The sequence below is a fragment of the Citrobacter sp. Res13-Sevr-PEB04-36 genome, assembly GCF_015672735.1.
Lineage (GTDB): Bacteria > Pseudomonadota > Gammaproteobacteria > Enterobacterales > Enterobacteriaceae > Citrobacter.
This window is the reverse complement of sequence record NZ_JADABY010000032.1, coordinates 1-17149: the sequence shown is the minus strand read 5'-3', so window position 1 is coordinate 17149 and position 17149 is coordinate 1. Positions and strand designations below refer to the sequence as shown.

At 50.5% G+C, this 17149-nt stretch carries 16 protein-coding genes; 15 read left to right on the top strand and 1 reads right to left on the bottom strand.

The window, feature by feature from the left end; genetic code table 11:
• Positions 1-3 precede the first annotated feature (3 nt).
• Positions 4-996 carry an aspartate--ammonia ligase gene (gene asnA, locus IMQ48_RS09980; RefSeq protein WP_196208906.1) on the bottom strand — a complete coding sequence of 331 codons (993 nt, stop codon included), beginning with the start codon at positions 994-996 and terminating at the stop codon, positions 4-6.
• A 151-nt stretch (positions 997-1147) separates the two neighbouring features.
• On the opposite strand from asnA, the gene asnC reads away from it, so the two are divergent.
• The 15 genes from asnC (at position 1148) to glmS (ending at position 16843) form a co-directional block, all read left to right on the top strand.
• On the top strand, positions 1148-1606 hold the full coding sequence (asnC, locus tag IMQ48_RS09975) for a transcriptional regulator AsnC (protein WP_196208905.1): 459 nt from the start codon (positions 1148-1150) through the stop codon (positions 1604-1606).
• A gap of 87 nt (positions 1607-1693) precedes the next feature.
• Positions 1694-2143 (top strand): FMN-binding protein MioC, encoded by a 450-nt coding sequence (gene mioC, locus IMQ48_RS09970; RefSeq protein ID WP_196208904.1) that lies wholly within the window; start codon positions 1694-1696, stop codon positions 2141-2143.
• Positions 2144-2515: 372 nt separating this feature from the next.
• On the top strand, positions 2516-4405 hold the full coding sequence (gene mnmG / locus IMQ48_RS09965; RefSeq protein WP_196208903.1) for a tRNA uridine-5-carboxymethylaminomethyl(34) synthesis enzyme MnmG: 1890 nt from the start codon (positions 2516-2518) through the stop codon (positions 4403-4405).
• A 105-nt stretch (positions 4406-4510) separates the two neighbouring features.
• The gene (gene rsmG / locus IMQ48_RS09960) at positions 4511-5134 is read left to right on the top strand and encodes a 16S rRNA (guanine(527)-N(7))-methyltransferase RsmG (RefSeq protein ID WP_196208902.1); all 624 of its coding nucleotides are present in this window, start codon (positions 4511-4513) and stop codon (positions 5132-5134) included.
• 615 nt (positions 5135-5749) lie between these two features.
• Complete coding sequence (gene atpI, locus IMQ48_RS09955) at positions 5750-6130, top strand: F0F1 ATP synthase subunit I (RefSeq protein WP_135323775.1); 381 nt, start codon at positions 5750-5752, stop codon at positions 6128-6130.
• Positions 6131-6137: 7 nt separating this feature from the next.
• A complete protein-coding gene (gene atpB, locus IMQ48_RS09950) occupies positions 6138-6953 on the top strand; it encodes a F0F1 ATP synthase subunit A (RefSeq protein ID WP_196208901.1) in 816 nt (271 codons plus the stop codon).
• Positions 6954-6999: 46 nt separating this feature from the next.
• Complete coding sequence (atpE, locus tag IMQ48_RS09945) at positions 7000-7239, top strand: F0F1 ATP synthase subunit C (protein ID WP_000429386.1); 240 nt, start codon at positions 7000-7002, stop codon at positions 7237-7239.
• 59 nt (positions 7240-7298) lie between these two features.
• Complete coding sequence (gene atpF / locus IMQ48_RS09940; protein WP_003827022.1) at positions 7299-7769, top strand: F0F1 ATP synthase subunit B; 471 nt, start codon at positions 7299-7301, stop codon at positions 7767-7769.
• Between the two features lie 14 nt (positions 7770-7783).
• A complete protein-coding gene (gene atpH, locus IMQ48_RS09935; RefSeq protein WP_196208900.1) occupies positions 7784-8317 on the top strand; it encodes a F0F1 ATP synthase subunit delta in 534 nt (177 codons plus the stop codon).
• Between the two features lie 12 nt (positions 8318-8329).
• Positions 8330-9871, top strand: a complete 1542-nt coding sequence (gene atpA, locus IMQ48_RS09930) for a F0F1 ATP synthase subunit alpha (RefSeq protein WP_003827026.1) — start codon at positions 8330-8332, stop codon at positions 9869-9871.
• Between the two features lie 50 nt (positions 9872-9921).
• Positions 9922-10785, top strand: coding sequence for a F0F1 ATP synthase subunit gamma (gene atpG, locus IMQ48_RS09925; RefSeq protein WP_096758980.1), 864 nt, complete (start codon positions 9922-9924; stop codon positions 10783-10785).
• A gap of 26 nt (positions 10786-10811) precedes the next feature.
• Entirely contained in the window at positions 10812-12194 is a 1383-nt protein-coding gene (atpD, locus tag IMQ48_RS09920) for a F0F1 ATP synthase subunit beta (RefSeq protein WP_096758981.1), read from the top strand.
• A gap of 20 nt (positions 12195-12214) precedes the next feature.
• The gene (locus tag IMQ48_RS09915; protein ID WP_003023809.1) at positions 12215-12634 is read left to right on the top strand and encodes a F0F1 ATP synthase subunit epsilon; all 420 of its coding nucleotides are present in this window, start codon (positions 12215-12217) and stop codon (positions 12632-12634) included.
• A gap of 639 nt (positions 12635-13273) precedes the next feature.
• Positions 13274-14644, top strand: coding sequence for a bifunctional UDP-N-acetylglucosamine diphosphorylase/glucosamine-1-phosphate N-acetyltransferase GlmU (gene glmU / locus IMQ48_RS09910; protein ID WP_196208899.1), 1371 nt, complete (start codon positions 13274-13276; stop codon positions 14642-14644).
• A 369-nt stretch (positions 14645-15013) separates the two neighbouring features.
• Positions 15014-16843: a glutamine--fructose-6-phosphate transaminase (isomerizing) gene (gene glmS / locus IMQ48_RS09905; protein WP_196208898.1), complete on the top strand. Its 1830-nt coding sequence runs from the start codon at positions 15014-15016 to the stop codon at positions 16841-16843.
• The last annotated feature ends 306 nt before the right edge of the window (positions 16844-17149 follow it).

Sequence of the window (17149 nt, the reverse complement as noted above, 5' to 3'; positions counted from 1 at the left end):
TACTTACAGCAGGGAAGCGACGCTTTCACGAACCTGCGCCGGCCATACGCCGCACTGTACCTGACCAATATGCGGTAACTGCAGCAGCAGCATAGTTAAACGAGATTGGCCGATACCACCACCAATGGTCTGCGGCATTTCGCCACGCAGCAGCGCCTGGTGCCATTCCAGACTCAGGCGATCTTCGTCACCCGTCAGGGAAAGCTGGTGTTTCAACGCATCGGCATCCACACGGATCCCCATGGAAGACAGTTCAAAGGCATCTTCCAGGACCGGGTTCCAGACCAGGATATCGCCGTTCAGACCGGCATAACCCAACTCAGAAGCAGAACTCCAGTCATCATAATCCGGCGCACGCACATCATGGCGATGGCCATCGCTGAGTTTGCCGCCGATCCCCACCAGGAATACAGCCCCCAGATCTTTCGCGATTGCGCGTTCACGCCCTTTGGCATCGAGATCCGGATAACGCGCTAACAACTCCTGGCTGTGAACAAAATGGATTTGCTCTGGCAGGAACGGTGCCAGACCAAATTCTTTACTTACCGCCGCTTCGGTCGCCTTAATTCCCGCCCAGATAGCCTCTACCGTGCTTTTCAGAGTGGAGAATTGACGCTCACCGTCACCCATTACGCGCTCCCAGTCCCACTGGTCCACATAGACCGAGTGAAGCGGAGAGAGGCGGTCTTCATCCGGGCGCAGGGCTTTCATGTGCGTGTACAGCCCTTCACCCGCACTGAAGTCGTGCTGTCCCAGCGTTTGACGCTTCCACTTCGCCAGTGAATGCACCACTTCAAACTGGGCATCTGGCAATGCTTTCACTTTCACCTGCACCGCTTTTTCACAGCCTGACAAGTTATCCTGCGTGCCATCTCCTACTCGGCTCAGGATCGGTGCCTGGACTTCAATCAGCCCCAGACGCTCTTCCAGTTGACGAGAAAAGTGAGATTTCACGAAGCTAATTTGACGTTGTTTGGCAATGTAAGCGGTTTTCATTATGTTTACTCCTGTGTCCTGTTGCCTATGATTAAGCAACAAAACACGGTCAACATTCAATAATCAACAAACAAAAAGCCATGTTCGATTTTGATTCATTAAAATTAATCGCTAAAATAGAGTGAATCATCAATACACATAAGAAAAACCTATGGAAAATTATCAGATCGACAATCTGGACCGTGGCATTCTTGACGCCCTGATGGAAAATGCCCGCACCGCTTACGCAGAACTGGCCAAAAAGTTTGGCGTCAGCCCGGGAACGATCCACGTGCGCGTAGAGAAGATGAAACAAGCTGGGATCATTACCGGCGCACGCATTGACGTCAGTCCCAAACAGTTGGGTTATGACGTTGGCTGTTTTATCGGCATCATTCTGAAAAGCGCGAAGGACTATCCGTCCGCACTGGCCAGGCTGGAAAGCCTTGATGAAGTAACCGAAGCGTATTACACCACTGGCCATTACAGTATCTTTATTAAGGTAATGTGCCGATCCATCGATGCCTTACAGCAGGTACTTATCAACAAGATCCAAACAATCGATGAAATTCAGTCCACTGAAACCTTGATCGTCCTGCAAAACCCGATCATGCGTACCATCAAGCCGTGATCGCTTTTTTAATACCCTGGTTTTCCACAGGTAGATCCCAGCTCGCTCACAGCGTACAATAGCCCTTCTTAATCAGGATGGGCTCGTATGGCGGACATTACTCTTATCAGCGGCAGCACCCTTGGCGGTGCAGAATACGTTGCAGAACATCTGGCTGAAAAGCTAGAAGATGCTGGTTTTTCAACCGAAACCTTGCACGGTCCGCAAGTAGAGGAGCTCTCCCCCTCAGGCATTTGGCTGGTGATCAGCTCAACGCACGGCGCGGGAGACATTCCGGACAACCTACTTCCCTTCTATAACGATCTTCAGTCTCAGAAAACCGACCTTTCCCAGGTTCGTTTCGGTGCAATAGGCATCGGCAGCCGCGAATACGACACCTTCTGTGGCGCGATTGATAAATTACAGACTGAACTGACCGCTTCTGGGGCAAAACAGGTAGGCGAGACACTCAGGATCAACGTCCTCGAACACGACATTCCGGAAGATCCCGCAGAAGTTTGGCTCGGATCCTGGATTAATTTACTCAAAAATGTGTAAAGATCGTGCGATCGAGTGTGGATAACTCTGGTAGTAAGCTTGGATTAACCGGTAGTTATCCAAAGAACAACCGTTGTTCAGTTTTTGAGTTGTGTATAACCCTTCATTTTGATCCCAGCTTATACGGACCAGGATCACCGATCATTCACAGCTAATGATCCTCAACAACTCGTTGATCTTATTCAGCGGATCGCCCTTATCCACAGCAAGTCGCGATCCTAATAAGAGATCACAATAAAACAGATCTCTAAATAAAAAGATCTTCTTTTTAATACCCAGGATCCAAGGTCTTTCTCGATCGACTAAAGTTGAGTAGAATCCACGGCCCGGGCTTCAATCCACTTTCACACCGCGTTATGCGAGGCAATTACCATGTTTTATCAGGATCCTTTTGACGTCATCATCATTGGCGGGGGTCATGCAGGCACCGAGGCCGCGATGGCAGCGGCGCGAATGGGTCAACAGACCCTGCTGTTGACACACAATATCGACACTCTGGGGCAGATGAGCTGTAACCCTGCTATCGGCGGTATTGGGAAAGGACACCTGGTAAAAGAAGTTGATGCGCTCGGTGGGCTGATGGCTAAGGCGATCGACCACGCAGGTATTCAGTTTAGGATACTAAACGCGAGCAAAGGACCAGCGGTGCGCGCCACCCGTGCTCAGGCCGATCGTGTACTGTATCGGCAGGCAGTCCGTACCGCGCTGGAGAATCAGCCAAACCTGATGATCTTCCAGCAGGCGGTTGAAGATCTGATTGTGGAAAACGATCGTGTTGTCGGGGCAGTAACCCAAATGGGGCTGAAGTTCCGTGCCAAAGCCGTGGTCTTAACGGTCGGAACCTTCCTCGACGGTAAAATTCATATCGGTCTGGACAACTACAGCGGTGGCCGTGCGGGCGATCCGCCGTCTATTCCGTTGTCACGTCGTCTGCGCGAACTGCCGCTGCGCGTCAGCCGCCTGAAAACAGGTACACCACCGCGAATTGATGCGCGTACTATCGATTTCAGCGTGCTGGGTCAGCAGAACAGCGATAACCCCATGCCGGTCTTCTCGTTCCTGGGCGATGTCTCTCAACACCCGCGCCAGATGCCGTGTTATATCACGTATACCAACGAGAAAACCCATGACGTGATCCGCAATAACCTCGATCGTAGCCCGATGTATGCAGGTGTGATCGAAGGGATCGGCCCACGCTACTGCCCGTCGATTGAAGACAAAGTGATGCGCTTTGCCGACAGGAACCAGCATCAGATTTTCCTGGAGCCGGAAGGACTGACGTCAAACGAAATTTACCCGAACGGTATCTCCACCAGCCTGCCGTTTGATGTGCAGATGCAAATTGTCCGCTCAATGCAAGGGATGGAAAACGCCCGAATCGTCCGCCCTGGCTACGCGATTGAGTATGATTTCTTCGATCCACGTGACTTGAAACCGACCCTGGAAAGCAAATTCATTCAGGGCCTGTTCTTTGCCGGGCAAATCAACGGTACAACGGGCTACGAAGAAGCCGCTGCGCAAGGTTTACTTGCGGGCCTCAACGCTGCTCGCCTGTCAGCCGACAAAGAAGGCTGGGCGCCTGCGCGTTCTCAGGCCTATCTTGGCGTGCTGGTGGACGATCTCTGCACGCTGGGCACCAAAGAACCGTACCGCATGTTTACCTCACGAGCGGAATACCGTTTGATGCTGCGTGAGGACAATGCCGATCTCCGTCTGACCGAAAAAGGACGCGAGCTGGGTCTGGTGGATGATGAGCGCTGGGCGCGCTTCAATGAAAAACTGGAGCGCATTGAACAAGAACGTCAGCGTCTGAAATCGACTTGGGTGAACCCATTAGCCGAAACTGCAGCAGAAGTGAACGCTTACCTGGCGACCCCATTGTCACGCGAGGCCAACGGTGAAGATCTCCTGCGTCGCCCGGACGTGACCTACGCGCAACTCACGTCGTTGTCAGCGTTTGCGCCAGGTCTTGACGATGCTCAGGCCGCTGAACAGGTTGAGATTCAGGTTAAGTACGAAGGCTATATCGCTCGCCAGCAGGACGAGATCGAAAGACACCAGCGTAATGAAAACACCCTGTTGCCTGCGACGCTGGACTATCGCCAGGTCTCCGGCTTGTCGAATGAAGTCATTGCCAAGCTGAACGATCACAAACCAGTGTCCATCGGTCAGGCATCGCGCATATCTGGCGTTACGCCTGCCGCCATCTCCATTTTGCTGGTATGGCTGAAAAAACAAGGTATGCTGCGCCGCAGCGCTTAATGACACACTATTTTGGCGGGGGCGCTTTGCTTGCCCGCCCTACAAATTTGTAGGCCCGATCAGCGTTAGTGCCATCGGGCAAATTATCATCAACAGGTAACGACCGTGCTCAACAAACTCTCTCGTCTGCTGGCCGATGCCGGTATATCTCTTACCGATCACCAGAAAAATCAGCTGATAGCGTATGTCGATATGCTGCATAAATGGAACAAAGCGTACAACCTGACGTCGGTGCGTGATCCCAACGACATGCTGGTACGTCATATTCTGGACAGCATTGTCGTTGCGCCACATCTGCAGGGAGAACGTTTTATTGACGTTGGTACGGGTCCTGGGCTGCCGGGTATTCCGCTTTCCATTGTTCGTCCAGAGGCGCATTTCACCCTGTTAGATAGTCTGGGGAAACGCGTACGCTTCTTGCGCCAGGTGCAGCATGAACTCAAGCTGGAAAACATCACCCCGGTACAAAGTCGGGTTGAGGATTTTCCTTCAGAGCCGCCTTTTGATGGCGTGATCAGCCGTGCTTTTGCCTCGCTGAACGATATGGTGAGCTGGTGCCATCATTTACCGGGTCAGAGCGGACGTTTTTACGCGTTAAAAGGGATGTTGCCTGAGGATGAGATTGCCTCTTTGCCCGCTGAGTTTAGCGTAGAGTTTGTTGAAAAATTACGCGTTCCGCAACTGGATGGTGAACGTCATCTGGTGGTGATTAAGCCAAACAAAATTTAATATTTGTCAAAATAAATAGAAAAAAAACGGTACTTCAGGTGTTAAAAAACAGGGAGTATCGTGTGGTTAAATGTTGTTACATTTCACTGGTGGCTTACTGTTTTGCATCATAACCATAACGTAACGTTTTTTGTTAAAAGTGAAACAAGTCAACTGTGAAAATATCAGGCTGCTAAAAATAGAACCTAAAAATTACTCGGTTGTGTTAATTTTTTATTATAAATGTCAATGAGTGGTTTTTTTGTTGTTAGTCGCTATTTTTAAAAGAGTAACGATTTTTAGGCTTAAATATCAAAAAGATGAAAAGGCATCATTTGCCACGTAATTAAATTATGCGAAGGTGAATATGTTCAATATGTGATCTGGTGCACGCTTTGCCGCCAGTGTTTACGCGGTATTTGCAGTTTTGCATGATCGTTCACAGTTTGCTAAAAAGTAATAAATGTGGCCCAGAGAAAAATATTTAAACATTTATTCACTTTTTAGCTACTTATTGTTTGAAATCACGAAGCCGCACCGTATAATTTGTCCGCTTTTTGATGCTTGACTCTAAGCCATAAAGAACGTTTTATACGACACGCGGCATACCTCTAAGGGAGCAGGAGTAAAAACGTGATGTCTATGTCGCTCTTGAGTCGAAACGTTGCTCGTAAGCTTTTGCTCACACAGCTTCTGGTGGTAATGGCAAGTGGATTGCTGTTTAGCCTCAAAGACCCTTTCTGGGGCATCTCCGCATTATGCGGTGGATTGGCAGTGTTACTGCCTAATATGTTGTTTATGATATTTGCCTGGCGTCACCAGGCGCATACACCAGCAAAAGGTCGAGTGGCTTGGTCGTTCGCCTTCGGCGAAGCCTTCAAGGTATTAGCGATGCTGGTTTTGTTGGTGGTGGCGTTGGCGGTTTTGAAGGCGGTGTTTATGCCGCTGATCGTTACGTGGGTTTTGGTGCTGGTGGTTCAGATACTGGCGCCGGCTGTAATTAACAACAAAGGGTAAAGGCATCATGGCTTCAGAAAATATGACGCCGCAGGATTACATAGGACACCATCTGAGTAACCTTCAGTTGGACCTACGTACATTCTCGCTGGTGGATCCGCAGAACCCCCCAGCCACCTTCTGGACGCTCAATATTGACTCCATGTTTTTCTCGGTGGTTCTGGGTCTGTTGTTCCTGCTTACGTTCCGTAGCGTGGCCAAAAAGGCGACCAGCGGCGTACCAGGTAAATTTCAGACCGCGATTGAGTTGGTAATCGGCTTTGTGCATGGTAGCGTGAAAGACATGTACCATGGCAAAAGCAAGCTAATTGCCCCTCTGGCCCTGACGATTTTCGTCTGGGTATTCCTGATGAACATGATGGACTTACTGCCTATCGACCTGCTGCCATACATCGGCGAGCATTTCCTTGGCCTGCCGGCTCTGCGTGTGGTTCCGTCTGCTGACGTGAACATCACTCTGTCGATGGCGCTGGGCGTATTTATCCTCATTCTGTTCTACAGCATCAAAATGAAAGGCATCGGTGGCTTCACGAAAGAGTTGACGCTGCAGCCGTTCAATCACTGGGCGTTCATTCCTGTCAACTTAATCCTTGAAGGGGTAAGCCTGCTGTCCAAACCAGTTTCTCTTGGTTTGCGACTGTTCGGTAACATGTATGCCGGTGAGCTGATTTTCATTCTGATTGCTGGTCTGTTGCCGTGGTGGTCACAGTGGATTCTGAATGTGCCATGGGCCATTTTCCACATACTGATTATCACGCTGCAAGCCTTCATATTCATGGTTCTGACGATTGTCTATCTGTCGATGGCGTCTGAAGAGCATTAATTTACCAACACTACTACGTTTTAACTGAAACAAACTGGAGACTGTCATGGAAAACCTGAATATGGATCTGCTGTACATGGCTGCCGCTGTGATGATGGGTCTGGCGGCAATCGGTGCTGCGATCGGTATCGGCATCCTCGGGGGTAAATTCCTGGAAGGCGCAGCGCGTCAACCTGATCTGATTCCTCTGCTGCGTACTCAGTTCTTTATCGTTATGGGTCTGGTGGATGCTATCCCGATGATCGCTGTAGGTCTGGGTCTGTACGTGATGTTCGCTGTCGCGTAGTAAGCGTTGCTTGAATTAAGAGCAATATCAGAACGTTAACTAGATAGAGGCATTGTGCTGTGAATCTTAACGCAACAATCCTCGGCCAGGCCATCGCGTTTGTCCTGTTTGTTCTGTTCTGCATGAAGTACGTATGGCCGCCATTAATGGCAGCCATCGAAAAACGTCAGAAAGAAATTGCTGACGGTCTTGCTTCTGCTGAACGAGCACATAAGGATCTTGACCTTGCAAAGGCCAGCGCGACCGACCAGCTGAAAAAAGCGAAGGCGGAAGCTCAGGTAATCATTGAGCAGGCGAACAAACGTCGCGCTCAGATCCTGGACGAAGCCAAAACTGAAGCAGAGCAGGAACGGACTAAAATCGTGGCACAGGCGCAGGCAGAAATTGACGCCGAGCGTAAACGTGCTCGCGAAGAACTGCGTAAGCAAGTCGCTATCCTGGCTGTTGCTGGCGCCGAGAAGATCATCGAACGTTCCGTGGATGAAGCTGCTAACAGCGACATCGTGGACAAACTTGTCGCTGAACTGTAAGGAGGGAGGGGCTGATGTCTGAATTTATTACGGTAGCTCGCCCCTACGCCAAAGCAGCTTTTGACTTTGCCGTTGAGCACCAAAGCATTGACCGTTGGCAGGATATGCTGACGTTTGCCGCTGAGGTGACGAAGAACGAACAAATGGCAGAGCTTCTCTCTGGCGCGCTGGCGCCAGAAACGCTCGCTGAGTCGTTTATCGCAGTCTGCGGTGAGCAGTTGGACGAAAGCGGCCAAAACCTGATAAAGGTAATGGCTGAAAATAACCGTCTGAATGCGCTCCCGGATGTTCTTGAGCAGTTTATTCACCTGCGTGCAGCCAGTGAGGCTATCTCTGAGGTAGAAGTCACTTCTGCCAATGCACTGAGTGATGAGCAGCTTGCGAAGATCAGCGCTGCGATGGAAAAACGTCTGTCACGCAAAGTTAAGCTGAATTGCAAAATCGATAAGTCTGTAATGGCGGGCGTAATCATCCGTGCGGGTGATATGGTCATTGATGGCAGCGTACGCGGCCGTCTTGAGCGCCTTGCAGACGTCTTGCAGTCTTAAGGGGACTGGAGCATGCAACTGAATTCCACCGAAATCAGCGAACTGATCAAGCAGCGCATTGCTCAGTTCAGTGTTGTGAGCGAAGCTCATAACGAAGGTACTATTGTTTCTGTAAGTGACGGTGTTATCCGCATCCACGGCCTTGCCGATTGTATGCAGGGTGAGATGATTTCCCTGCCGGGTAACCGTTACGCTATCGCACTGAACCTGGAGCGCGACTCCGTAGGTGCAGTTGTGATGGGTCCATACGCTGACCTCGCCGAAGGCATGAAGGTTAAGTGTACGGGTCGTATCCTTGAAGTTCCGGTAGGCCGTGGCCTGCTGGGTCGCGTGGTGAACACACTGGGTTCCCCAATCGACGGTAAAGGTCCGGTTGATAACGATGGCTTCTCGCCAATCGAAGTTATCGCCCCGGGCGTAATCGAACGTCAGTCCGTCGATCAGCCGGTGCAGACCGGTTATAAATCCGTTGATGCCATGATCCCAATCGGACGTGGTCAGCGTGAGCTGATCATCGGTGACCGTCAGACCGGTAAAACCGCGATGGCAATCGATGCGATCATCAACCAGCGTGACTCCGGTATCAAATGTGTGTACGTGGCTATCGGCCAGAAAGCGTCCACCATTTCTAACGTGGTTCGTAAACTGGAAGAGCACGGTGCACTGTCCAACACTATCGTTGTTGTGGCTACCGCGTCTGAATCCGCTGCACTGCAATACCTGGCACCGTATGCTGGTTGCGCAATGGGCGAATACTTCCGTGACCGCGGTGAAGATGCACTGATCGTTTACGATGACCTGTCCAAACAGGCTGTTGCTTACCGCCAGGTTTCCCTGCTGCTCCGTCGTCCACCAGGACGTGAAGCGTTCCCAGGCGACGTATTTTACCTCCACTCCCGTCTGCTGGAGCGCGCATCCCGCGTTAACGCGGAATACGTTGAGAAATTCACCAATGGTGAAGTTAAAGGTAAAACCGGCTCCCTGACCGCTCTGCCAATTATCGAAACCCAGGCGGGTGACGTTTCTGCGTTCGTTCCGACCAACGTAATCTCCATTACCGATGGTCAGATCTTCCTGGAAACCAACCTGTTTAACTCCGGTATTCGTCCGGCGGTTAACCCGGGTATCTCCGTATCTCGTGTAGGTGGCGCAGCGCAGACCAAGATCATCAAGAAACTGTCCGGTGGTATTCGTACCGCTCTGGCGCAGTATCGTGAACTGGCTGCGTTCTCTCAGTTCGCTTCCGATCTGGATGAAGCTACGCGTAAGCAGCTGAGCCATGGTCAGAAAGTAACTGAACTGCTGAAGCAGAAACAGTATGCCCCAATGTCTGTTGCACAGCAGGGTGTGGTGTTGTTTGCAGCTGAACGCGGTTACCTCGAAGATGTGGAACTGGCGAAGATCGGTAGTTTCGAAGCTGCTCTGCTGGCTTACGTCGACCGTGACCACGCTCCGCTGATGCAAGAGATCAACCAGTCCGGTGGCTATAACGATGAAATCGAGGGCAAGCTGAAAGCTATCCTCGATTCCTTCAAAGCAACCCAGTCCTGGTAACGTCTGGCGGTCTGTCTTAGGACGGACCGCAAGGCATTGAGGAGAAGCTCATGGCCGGCGCAAAAGAGATACGTAGTAAGATCGCAAGCGTCCAGAACACGCAGAAGATCACTAAAGCGATGGAGATGGTCGCCGCTTCCAAAATGCGTAAATCGCAGGATCGCATGGCGGCCAGCCGTCCTTATGCAGAGACCATGCGCAAAGTGATTGGTCACCTTGCGAATGGTAATCTGGAATATAAGCACCCTTACCTGGAAGAACGCGACGTTAAACGCGTGGGCTACCTGGTGGTGTCGACCGACCGTGGTCTGTGCGGCGGCTTGAACATTAACCTGTTCAAAAAGCTGTTGGCGGATATGAAAGCATGGTCCGATAAAGGCGTTCAGTGCGACATCGCAATGATCGGCTCTAAGGGTGTGTCTTTCTTTAACTCCGTTGGCGGTAACGTGGTTGCTCAGGTAACCGGCATGGGGGATAACCCTTCCCTGTCCGAACTGATCGGTCCGGTTAAAGTGATGCTGCAGGCCTACGATGAAGGCCGTCTGGACAGACTGTACGTTGTCAGCAACAAATTTATTAACACCATGTCACAGGTTCCGACCCTCACTCAGATGTTGCCGTTACCGGCATCAGAAGATGAAGAGTTGAAACAAAAAGCCTGGGATTACCTGTATGAACCAGACCCGAAACCGCTGCTGGATACCCTGCTGCGTCGTTACGTTGAATCACAGGTTTATCAGGGCGTGGTAGAAAACCTGGCCAGCGAGCAGGCCGCACGTATGGTGGCGATGAAAGCCGCGACCGACAATGGCGGCAGCCTGATTAAAGAGCTGCAGTTGGTATACAACAAAGCTCGTCAGGCCAGCATTACTCAGGAACTCACCGAGATCGTCGGTGGTGCATCCGCGGTATAACCAGGTTAATTCGTAGAGGATTCAAGATGGCTACTGGAAAAATTGTCCAGGTAATCGGCGCCGTAGTTGACGTCGAATTCCCTCAGGATGCCGTACCGCGTGTGTACGAAGCCCTTGAGGTTCAGAATGGTAATGAAGTTCTGGTGCTGGAAGTTCAGCAGCAGCTCGGTGGCGGTATCGTGCGTACCATCGCCATGGGTTCTTCCGACGGTCTGCGTCGTGGTCTGGAAGTTAAAGATCTCGAGCACCCGATCGAAGTCCCGGTAGGTAAAGCAACACTGGGTCGTATCATGAACGTATTGGGTCACCCGATCGACATGAAAGGCGACATCGGTGAAGAAGAGCGTTGGGCTATCCACCGCGCAGCACCATCCTATGAAGAGCTGTCCAGCTCTCAGGAACTGCTGGAAACCGGCATCAAAGTTATCGACCTGATGTGTCCGTTCGCGAAGGGCGGTAAAGTCGGTCTGTTCGGTGGTGCGGGTGTAGGTAAAACCGTAAACATGATGGAGCTGATCCGTAACATCGCGATCGAGCACTCCGGTTACTCCGTGTTTGCGGGCGTGGGTGAACGTACTCGTGAGGGTAACGACTTCTACCACGAAATGACCGACTCCAACGTTCTGGACAAAGTATCCCTGGTATATGGCCAGATGAACGAGCCGCCGGGAAACCGTCTGCGCGTTGCACTGACCGGTCTGACCATGGCTGAGAAGTTCCGTGACGAAGGTCGTGACGTTCTGCTGTTCGTCGATAACATCTATCGTTATACCCTGGCCGGTACGGAAGTATCCGCTCTGCTGGGCCGTATGCCATCAGCGGTAGGCTATCAGCCGACTCTGGCGGAAGAGATGGGTGTTCTTCAGGAACGTATCACCTCAACTAAAACCGGTTCTATCACCTCCGTTCAGGCGGTATACGTACCTGCGGATGACTTGACTGACCCATCCCCAGCCACCACCTTTGCTCACTTAGATGCAACAGTGGTACTGAGCCGTCAGATCGCATCCCTGGGTATCTACCCGGCCGTTGACCCGCTGGACTCCACCAGCCGTCAGCTGGATCCGCTGGTTGTTGGTCAGGAACACTACGACACTGCGCGTGGCGTACAGTCCCTGCTGCAGCGTTACCAGGAACTGAAAGACATCATCGCCATCCTGGGTATGGATGAACTGTCTGAAGAAGACAAACTGGTGGTAGCACGTGCGCGTAAGATCCAGCGTTTCCTGTCCCAGCCGTTCTTCGTTGCGGAAGTATTCACCGGTTCTCCGGGTAAATACGTATCCCTGAAAGACACCATCCGTGGCTTTAAAGGCATCATGGAAGGCGAATACGACCACCTGCCAGAGCAGGCGTTCTACATGGTCGGTTCTATCGACGAAGCCGTGGAAAAAGCTAAAAAACTTTAACGCCTTAATCGGAGGGTGATATGGCAATGACTTACCACCTGGATGTCGTCAGCGCAGAGCAACAAATGTTCTCTGGTCTGGTCGAAAAAATCCAGGTAACGGGTAGTGAAGGTGAACTGGGTATTTTCCCGGGTCACGCACCGCTGCTCACCGCCATTAAGCCTGGTATGATCCGCATCGTTAAACAGTTCGGTCATGAAGAGTTTATCTATCTGTCCGGCGGCATTCTTGAAGTGCAGCCTGGCAGTGTGACCGTACTGGCTGATACCGCGATTCGCGGGCAGGATCTCGATGAAGCGAGAGCCCTGGAAGCGAAACGTAAGGCCGAAGAGCATATTAAAAGCTCTCATGGTGACGTGGATTACGCTCAGGCATCTGCGGAACTGGCCAAAGCGATCGCCAAACTGCGCGTTATCGAGTTGACCAAAAAAGCGATGTAACACCGGCTTGAAAACACAAAAACCAGTCTGATTTGAGGCTGGTTTTTTTATGCCTGTGTTTTGGTAAAGATGAAAATGAAAAAGTATTTTAAATTTTAAGTGATGTAGATCACATAAATATTGATCGATTAAAAAATGAAGCGTAGACTCTTTTTTGTGATGAGTGTCACATAATTAACTCAGATAAAAACGGGATACCAACATGAAACTGATCAACAAAATCATCGCCCTTTTCAGCAACATGAACGTTTAGTTATACCTTGCCTGCTATGTGGCGTGATGCTTAGTGTTGTGATAAGCCCGCGCCATCCTTCGTTAATACCCTTCCTCCTTCAATCTCAAGATTTTTTCATCTTCTCTGCTTCTCACTGAATCGTATAAACAACTATGCATTGTTAACTTAATTCTTTATTCATGGGGCAAAAAAATAGCAAAAACATTAACCTAAGGCTTTAATAAGAGCAGTCTCCTGTTTTTGGGAAGACAAAAGGCGCAGATATAGATGAAAATAGTGGATTAAACGATAGGTATTTCCCCCTATTGAACGTTTTATCTTCGGCCCATTTCACGATGAAAAAAATGTAGTATTTTCAATGTCAAACGGTATAAATTTGTTCTTAAATTACAGTCAGGACGTGTATGTTGAATAGTGCTATGAGCGTCGTGATCCTTGCCGCAGGCAAAGGCACACGTATGTATTCAGATCTCCCTAAAGTGCTGCACACCCTCGCGGGAAAATCGATGGTCCAGCATGTCATTGATGCTGCTAACGAATTAGGCGCATCTCGCGTACATCTGGTCTACGGACACGGTGGCGATTTGCTTAAGCAGACGCTGAAAGATGGCAACCTGAACTGGGTCCTGCAAGCTGAGCAGTTGGGTACCGGCCATGCTATGCAGCAGGCGGCACCATTCTTTGGTGATGACGAAGACATTTTAATGCTTTATGGCGATGTACCGCTCATCTCCACCGACACCTTACAACGCCTGCGTGATGCGAAACCGCAGGGTGGTATCGGCTTGTTAACGGTGAAACTGGATGACCCAACCGGTTACGGGCGTATTACGCGTGAAAACGGCGTCGTCACCGGTATTGTTGAGCATAAAGATGCCACCGATGAGCAGCGTCAGATCCAGGAAATCAATACAGGTATTCTGGTGGCCAACGGTGCAGACATGAAGCGCTGGCTGGCAAAACTCACCAACAATAATGCTCAGGGTGAATACTACATCACCGATATCATTGCGATGGCTTATCATGAAGGGCGTGAGATTGCCGCGGTTCATCCGGCGCGTATTAGCGAAACGGAAGGGGTAAATAACCGCCTTCAGCTTTCTCGTCTGGAGCGCGTTTATCAGTCCGAGCAGGCAGAAAAACTGTTGCTGGCCGGCGTTATGCTGCGCGATCCGGCGCGTTTTGATCTGCGCGGTACGCTTATTCACGGGCGCGATGTTGAAATTGATACTAACGTTATCATTGAAGGTCACGTGACCCTTGGCGATCGTGTCAAAATTGGCACGGGTTGCATCATCAAAAACAGCGTGATTGGTGATGACTGTGAGCTTAGCCCATACAGCGTCGTGGAAGATGCGCGCCTGGATGCAGCATGTACTATCGGTCCGTTTGCGCGTTTACGTCCGGGTGCTGAGCTACAGGAAGGCGCACACGTGGGTAACTTCGTCGAAATGAAAAAAGCGCGTCTGGGTAAAGGCTCCAAAGCCGGTCATCTGACGTATCTGGGCGATGCGGAAATTGGCGATAATGTGAACATCGGCGCAGGGACGATTACCTGCAACTACGATGGCGCCAATAAGTTTAAAACCATTATTGGCGACGATGTGTTTGTTGGTTCTGATACTCAGCTGGTGGCGCCTGTCACCGTGGGTAAAGGTGCCACCATTGCCGCCGGAACCACCGTTACGCGTGATGTCGCGGATAACGAACTGGTTATTAGTCGGGTACCGCAGGTCCATAAACAGGGCTGGAAGCGTCCGGTGAAGAAGAAGTAATTTATTTTTTGCCGGATGGCGGCTTTGCCTTATCCAGCCTACGTGCGGTGACGTTCTGTAGGCCTGATAAGCGTGAGCGCCATCAGGCAGACAAGAGATGAGGGGATAATATAATCCTCCGCTCAACAAGCAGTACCTATAAAAATAACCCCACTCTCTACAAGGCTCGGGGCGCCCGTAAATACGGGTTTTATCCAAAGATTTCGCGTTGTGGTAAGGCGGCAAGCGCGTGAGACCATGGGAGCTTACAATCAGTAAGTGACCATGGCGAAAGCGTGCAGCCAACACAGCCACAGCGTGAAAGATGAAGGATAAATACAGGTTGACCGACAACGACAGGCATAATGCCTAAATTCGGAATCAAAAAATATGTGTGGAATTGTTGGCGCTATCGCGCAGCGTGATGTTGCTGAAATCCTTATCGAAGGTTTACGTCGTCTGGAATATCGTGGTTATGACTCTGCCGGTCTGGCAGTTGTCGATGCTGAAGGCAAAATGACCCGTCTGCGTCGTCTGGGTAAAGTACAGATGCTAACCGCCGCTGCGGAAGAGCATCCGTTACATGGTGGCACCGGTATTGCCCACACTCGTTGGGCGACTCACGGTGAACCTTCAGAAGCTAACGCGCATCCGCATGTTTCTGATCACATTGTGGTGGTGCATAACGGCATCATCGAAAACCATGAACCGCTGCGTGAAATGCTGAAAACGCGCGGTTATACCTTCGTCTCAGAAACTGACACCGAAGTGATTGCTCACCTGGTGCACTGGGAGCTGGAACAAGGTGGTACCCTGCGTGAAGCAGTACTGCGGACTATCCCACAGTTGCGCGGTGCATACGGCACGGTGATTATGGATACCCGTAACCCTGAAATCCTGCTGGCGGCACGTTCTGGTAGCCCGCTGGTGATTGGTCTGGGCATGGGTGAAAACTTTATCGCTTCCGATCAGCTGGCGCTGCTGCCGGTAACTCGTCGCTTTATCTTCCTGGAAGAAGGCGATATTGCGGAAGTGACACGTCGTTCCGTTACCATTTTCGACAAGTCTGGCGCGGAAGTTAAACGTCAGGATATTGAATCCAGTCTGCAATATGACGCGGGTGAAAAAGGTATCTATCGCCACTACATGCAGAAAGAGATCTACGAGCAGCCGAATGCGATCAAAAATACGCTGACCGGGCGCATCAGCCACGGTGAGGTGGATTTAAGCGAGCTGGGGCCAAATGCCAACGAGATGCTGTCTCAGGTTGAGCATATTCAGATCATCGCCTGCGGTACGTCGTATAACTCCGGTATGGTGTCACGTTACTGGTTTGAATCGCTGGCGGGTATTCCGTGTGATGTGGAAATCGCCTCCGAATTCCGCTATCGCAAATCAGCCGTGCGTCGCAACAGTCTGATGATCACCCTGTCCCAGTCTGGTGAAACGGCGGATACCCTGGCGGGTCTGCGCTTATCAAAAGAGCTGGGCTATCTGGGATCGCTGGCGATTTGTAACGTGCCGGGATCTTCACTGGTGCGTGAATCCGATCTGGCAATGATGACCAACGCCGGTACCGAAATCGGCGTGGCCTCCACGAAAGCATTTACCACTCAACTGACAGTTCTGTTGATGCTGGTGGCGAAATTGTCTCGTCTGAAAGGTCTGGATGCGACTATTGAGCATGATATCGTTCACGGTCTGCAGGCGTTGCCGAACCGTATCGAGCAGATGCTGTCTCAGGACAAACGCATTGCTGCCCTGGCGGAAGATTTCTCTGACAAACACCATGCGCTGTTCCTTGGCCGTGGCGATCAGTATCCGATTGCGCTGGAAGGCGCGTTGAAGCTGAAAGAGATCTCTTATATTCACGCGGAAGCCTACGCTGCTGGCGAACTGAAACACGGCCCGCTGGCACTGATTGATGCAGATATGCCGGTTATCGTCGTGGCACCAAATAACGAACTGTTGGAGAAACTGAAATCCAACATTGAAGAAGTTCGTGCCCGTGGTGGCCAACTGTACGTCTTCGCCGATCAGGATGCCGGTTTCACCAGCAATGAAAACATGCACATTATTGAGATGCCGCATGTTGAAGAGGTTATTGCACCTATTTTCTATACCGTTCCTCTGCAACTTCTGGCATATCATGTGGCGCTGATTAAAGGCACCGATGTCGATCAGCCGCGTAATCTGGCGAAGTCGGTAACTGTAGAGTAAGTTTTTTGCTATAAAAAGCCGCCATTCTTTTGGCGGCTTTCGCTACTTTCTTCTTTTTTTACCTCGCCTTTCATCTGAATCCATCGTCATATCAATTTCAATTTGAGTATAAAAGATATACCCATGAATTATTTTTTTACGTTTACTTACATATTTAATGGGGTGCGTCAGCATGAATTTCTGCTGATTAAAAACAATACAATTTGTTCTTTTGTTGACCATGTCCATTAACGGATTCTTAAAAAATAACGATGCTATGGAATGAATAGCTTTTTTTGTATATTATCATAAATAATATTTATTATG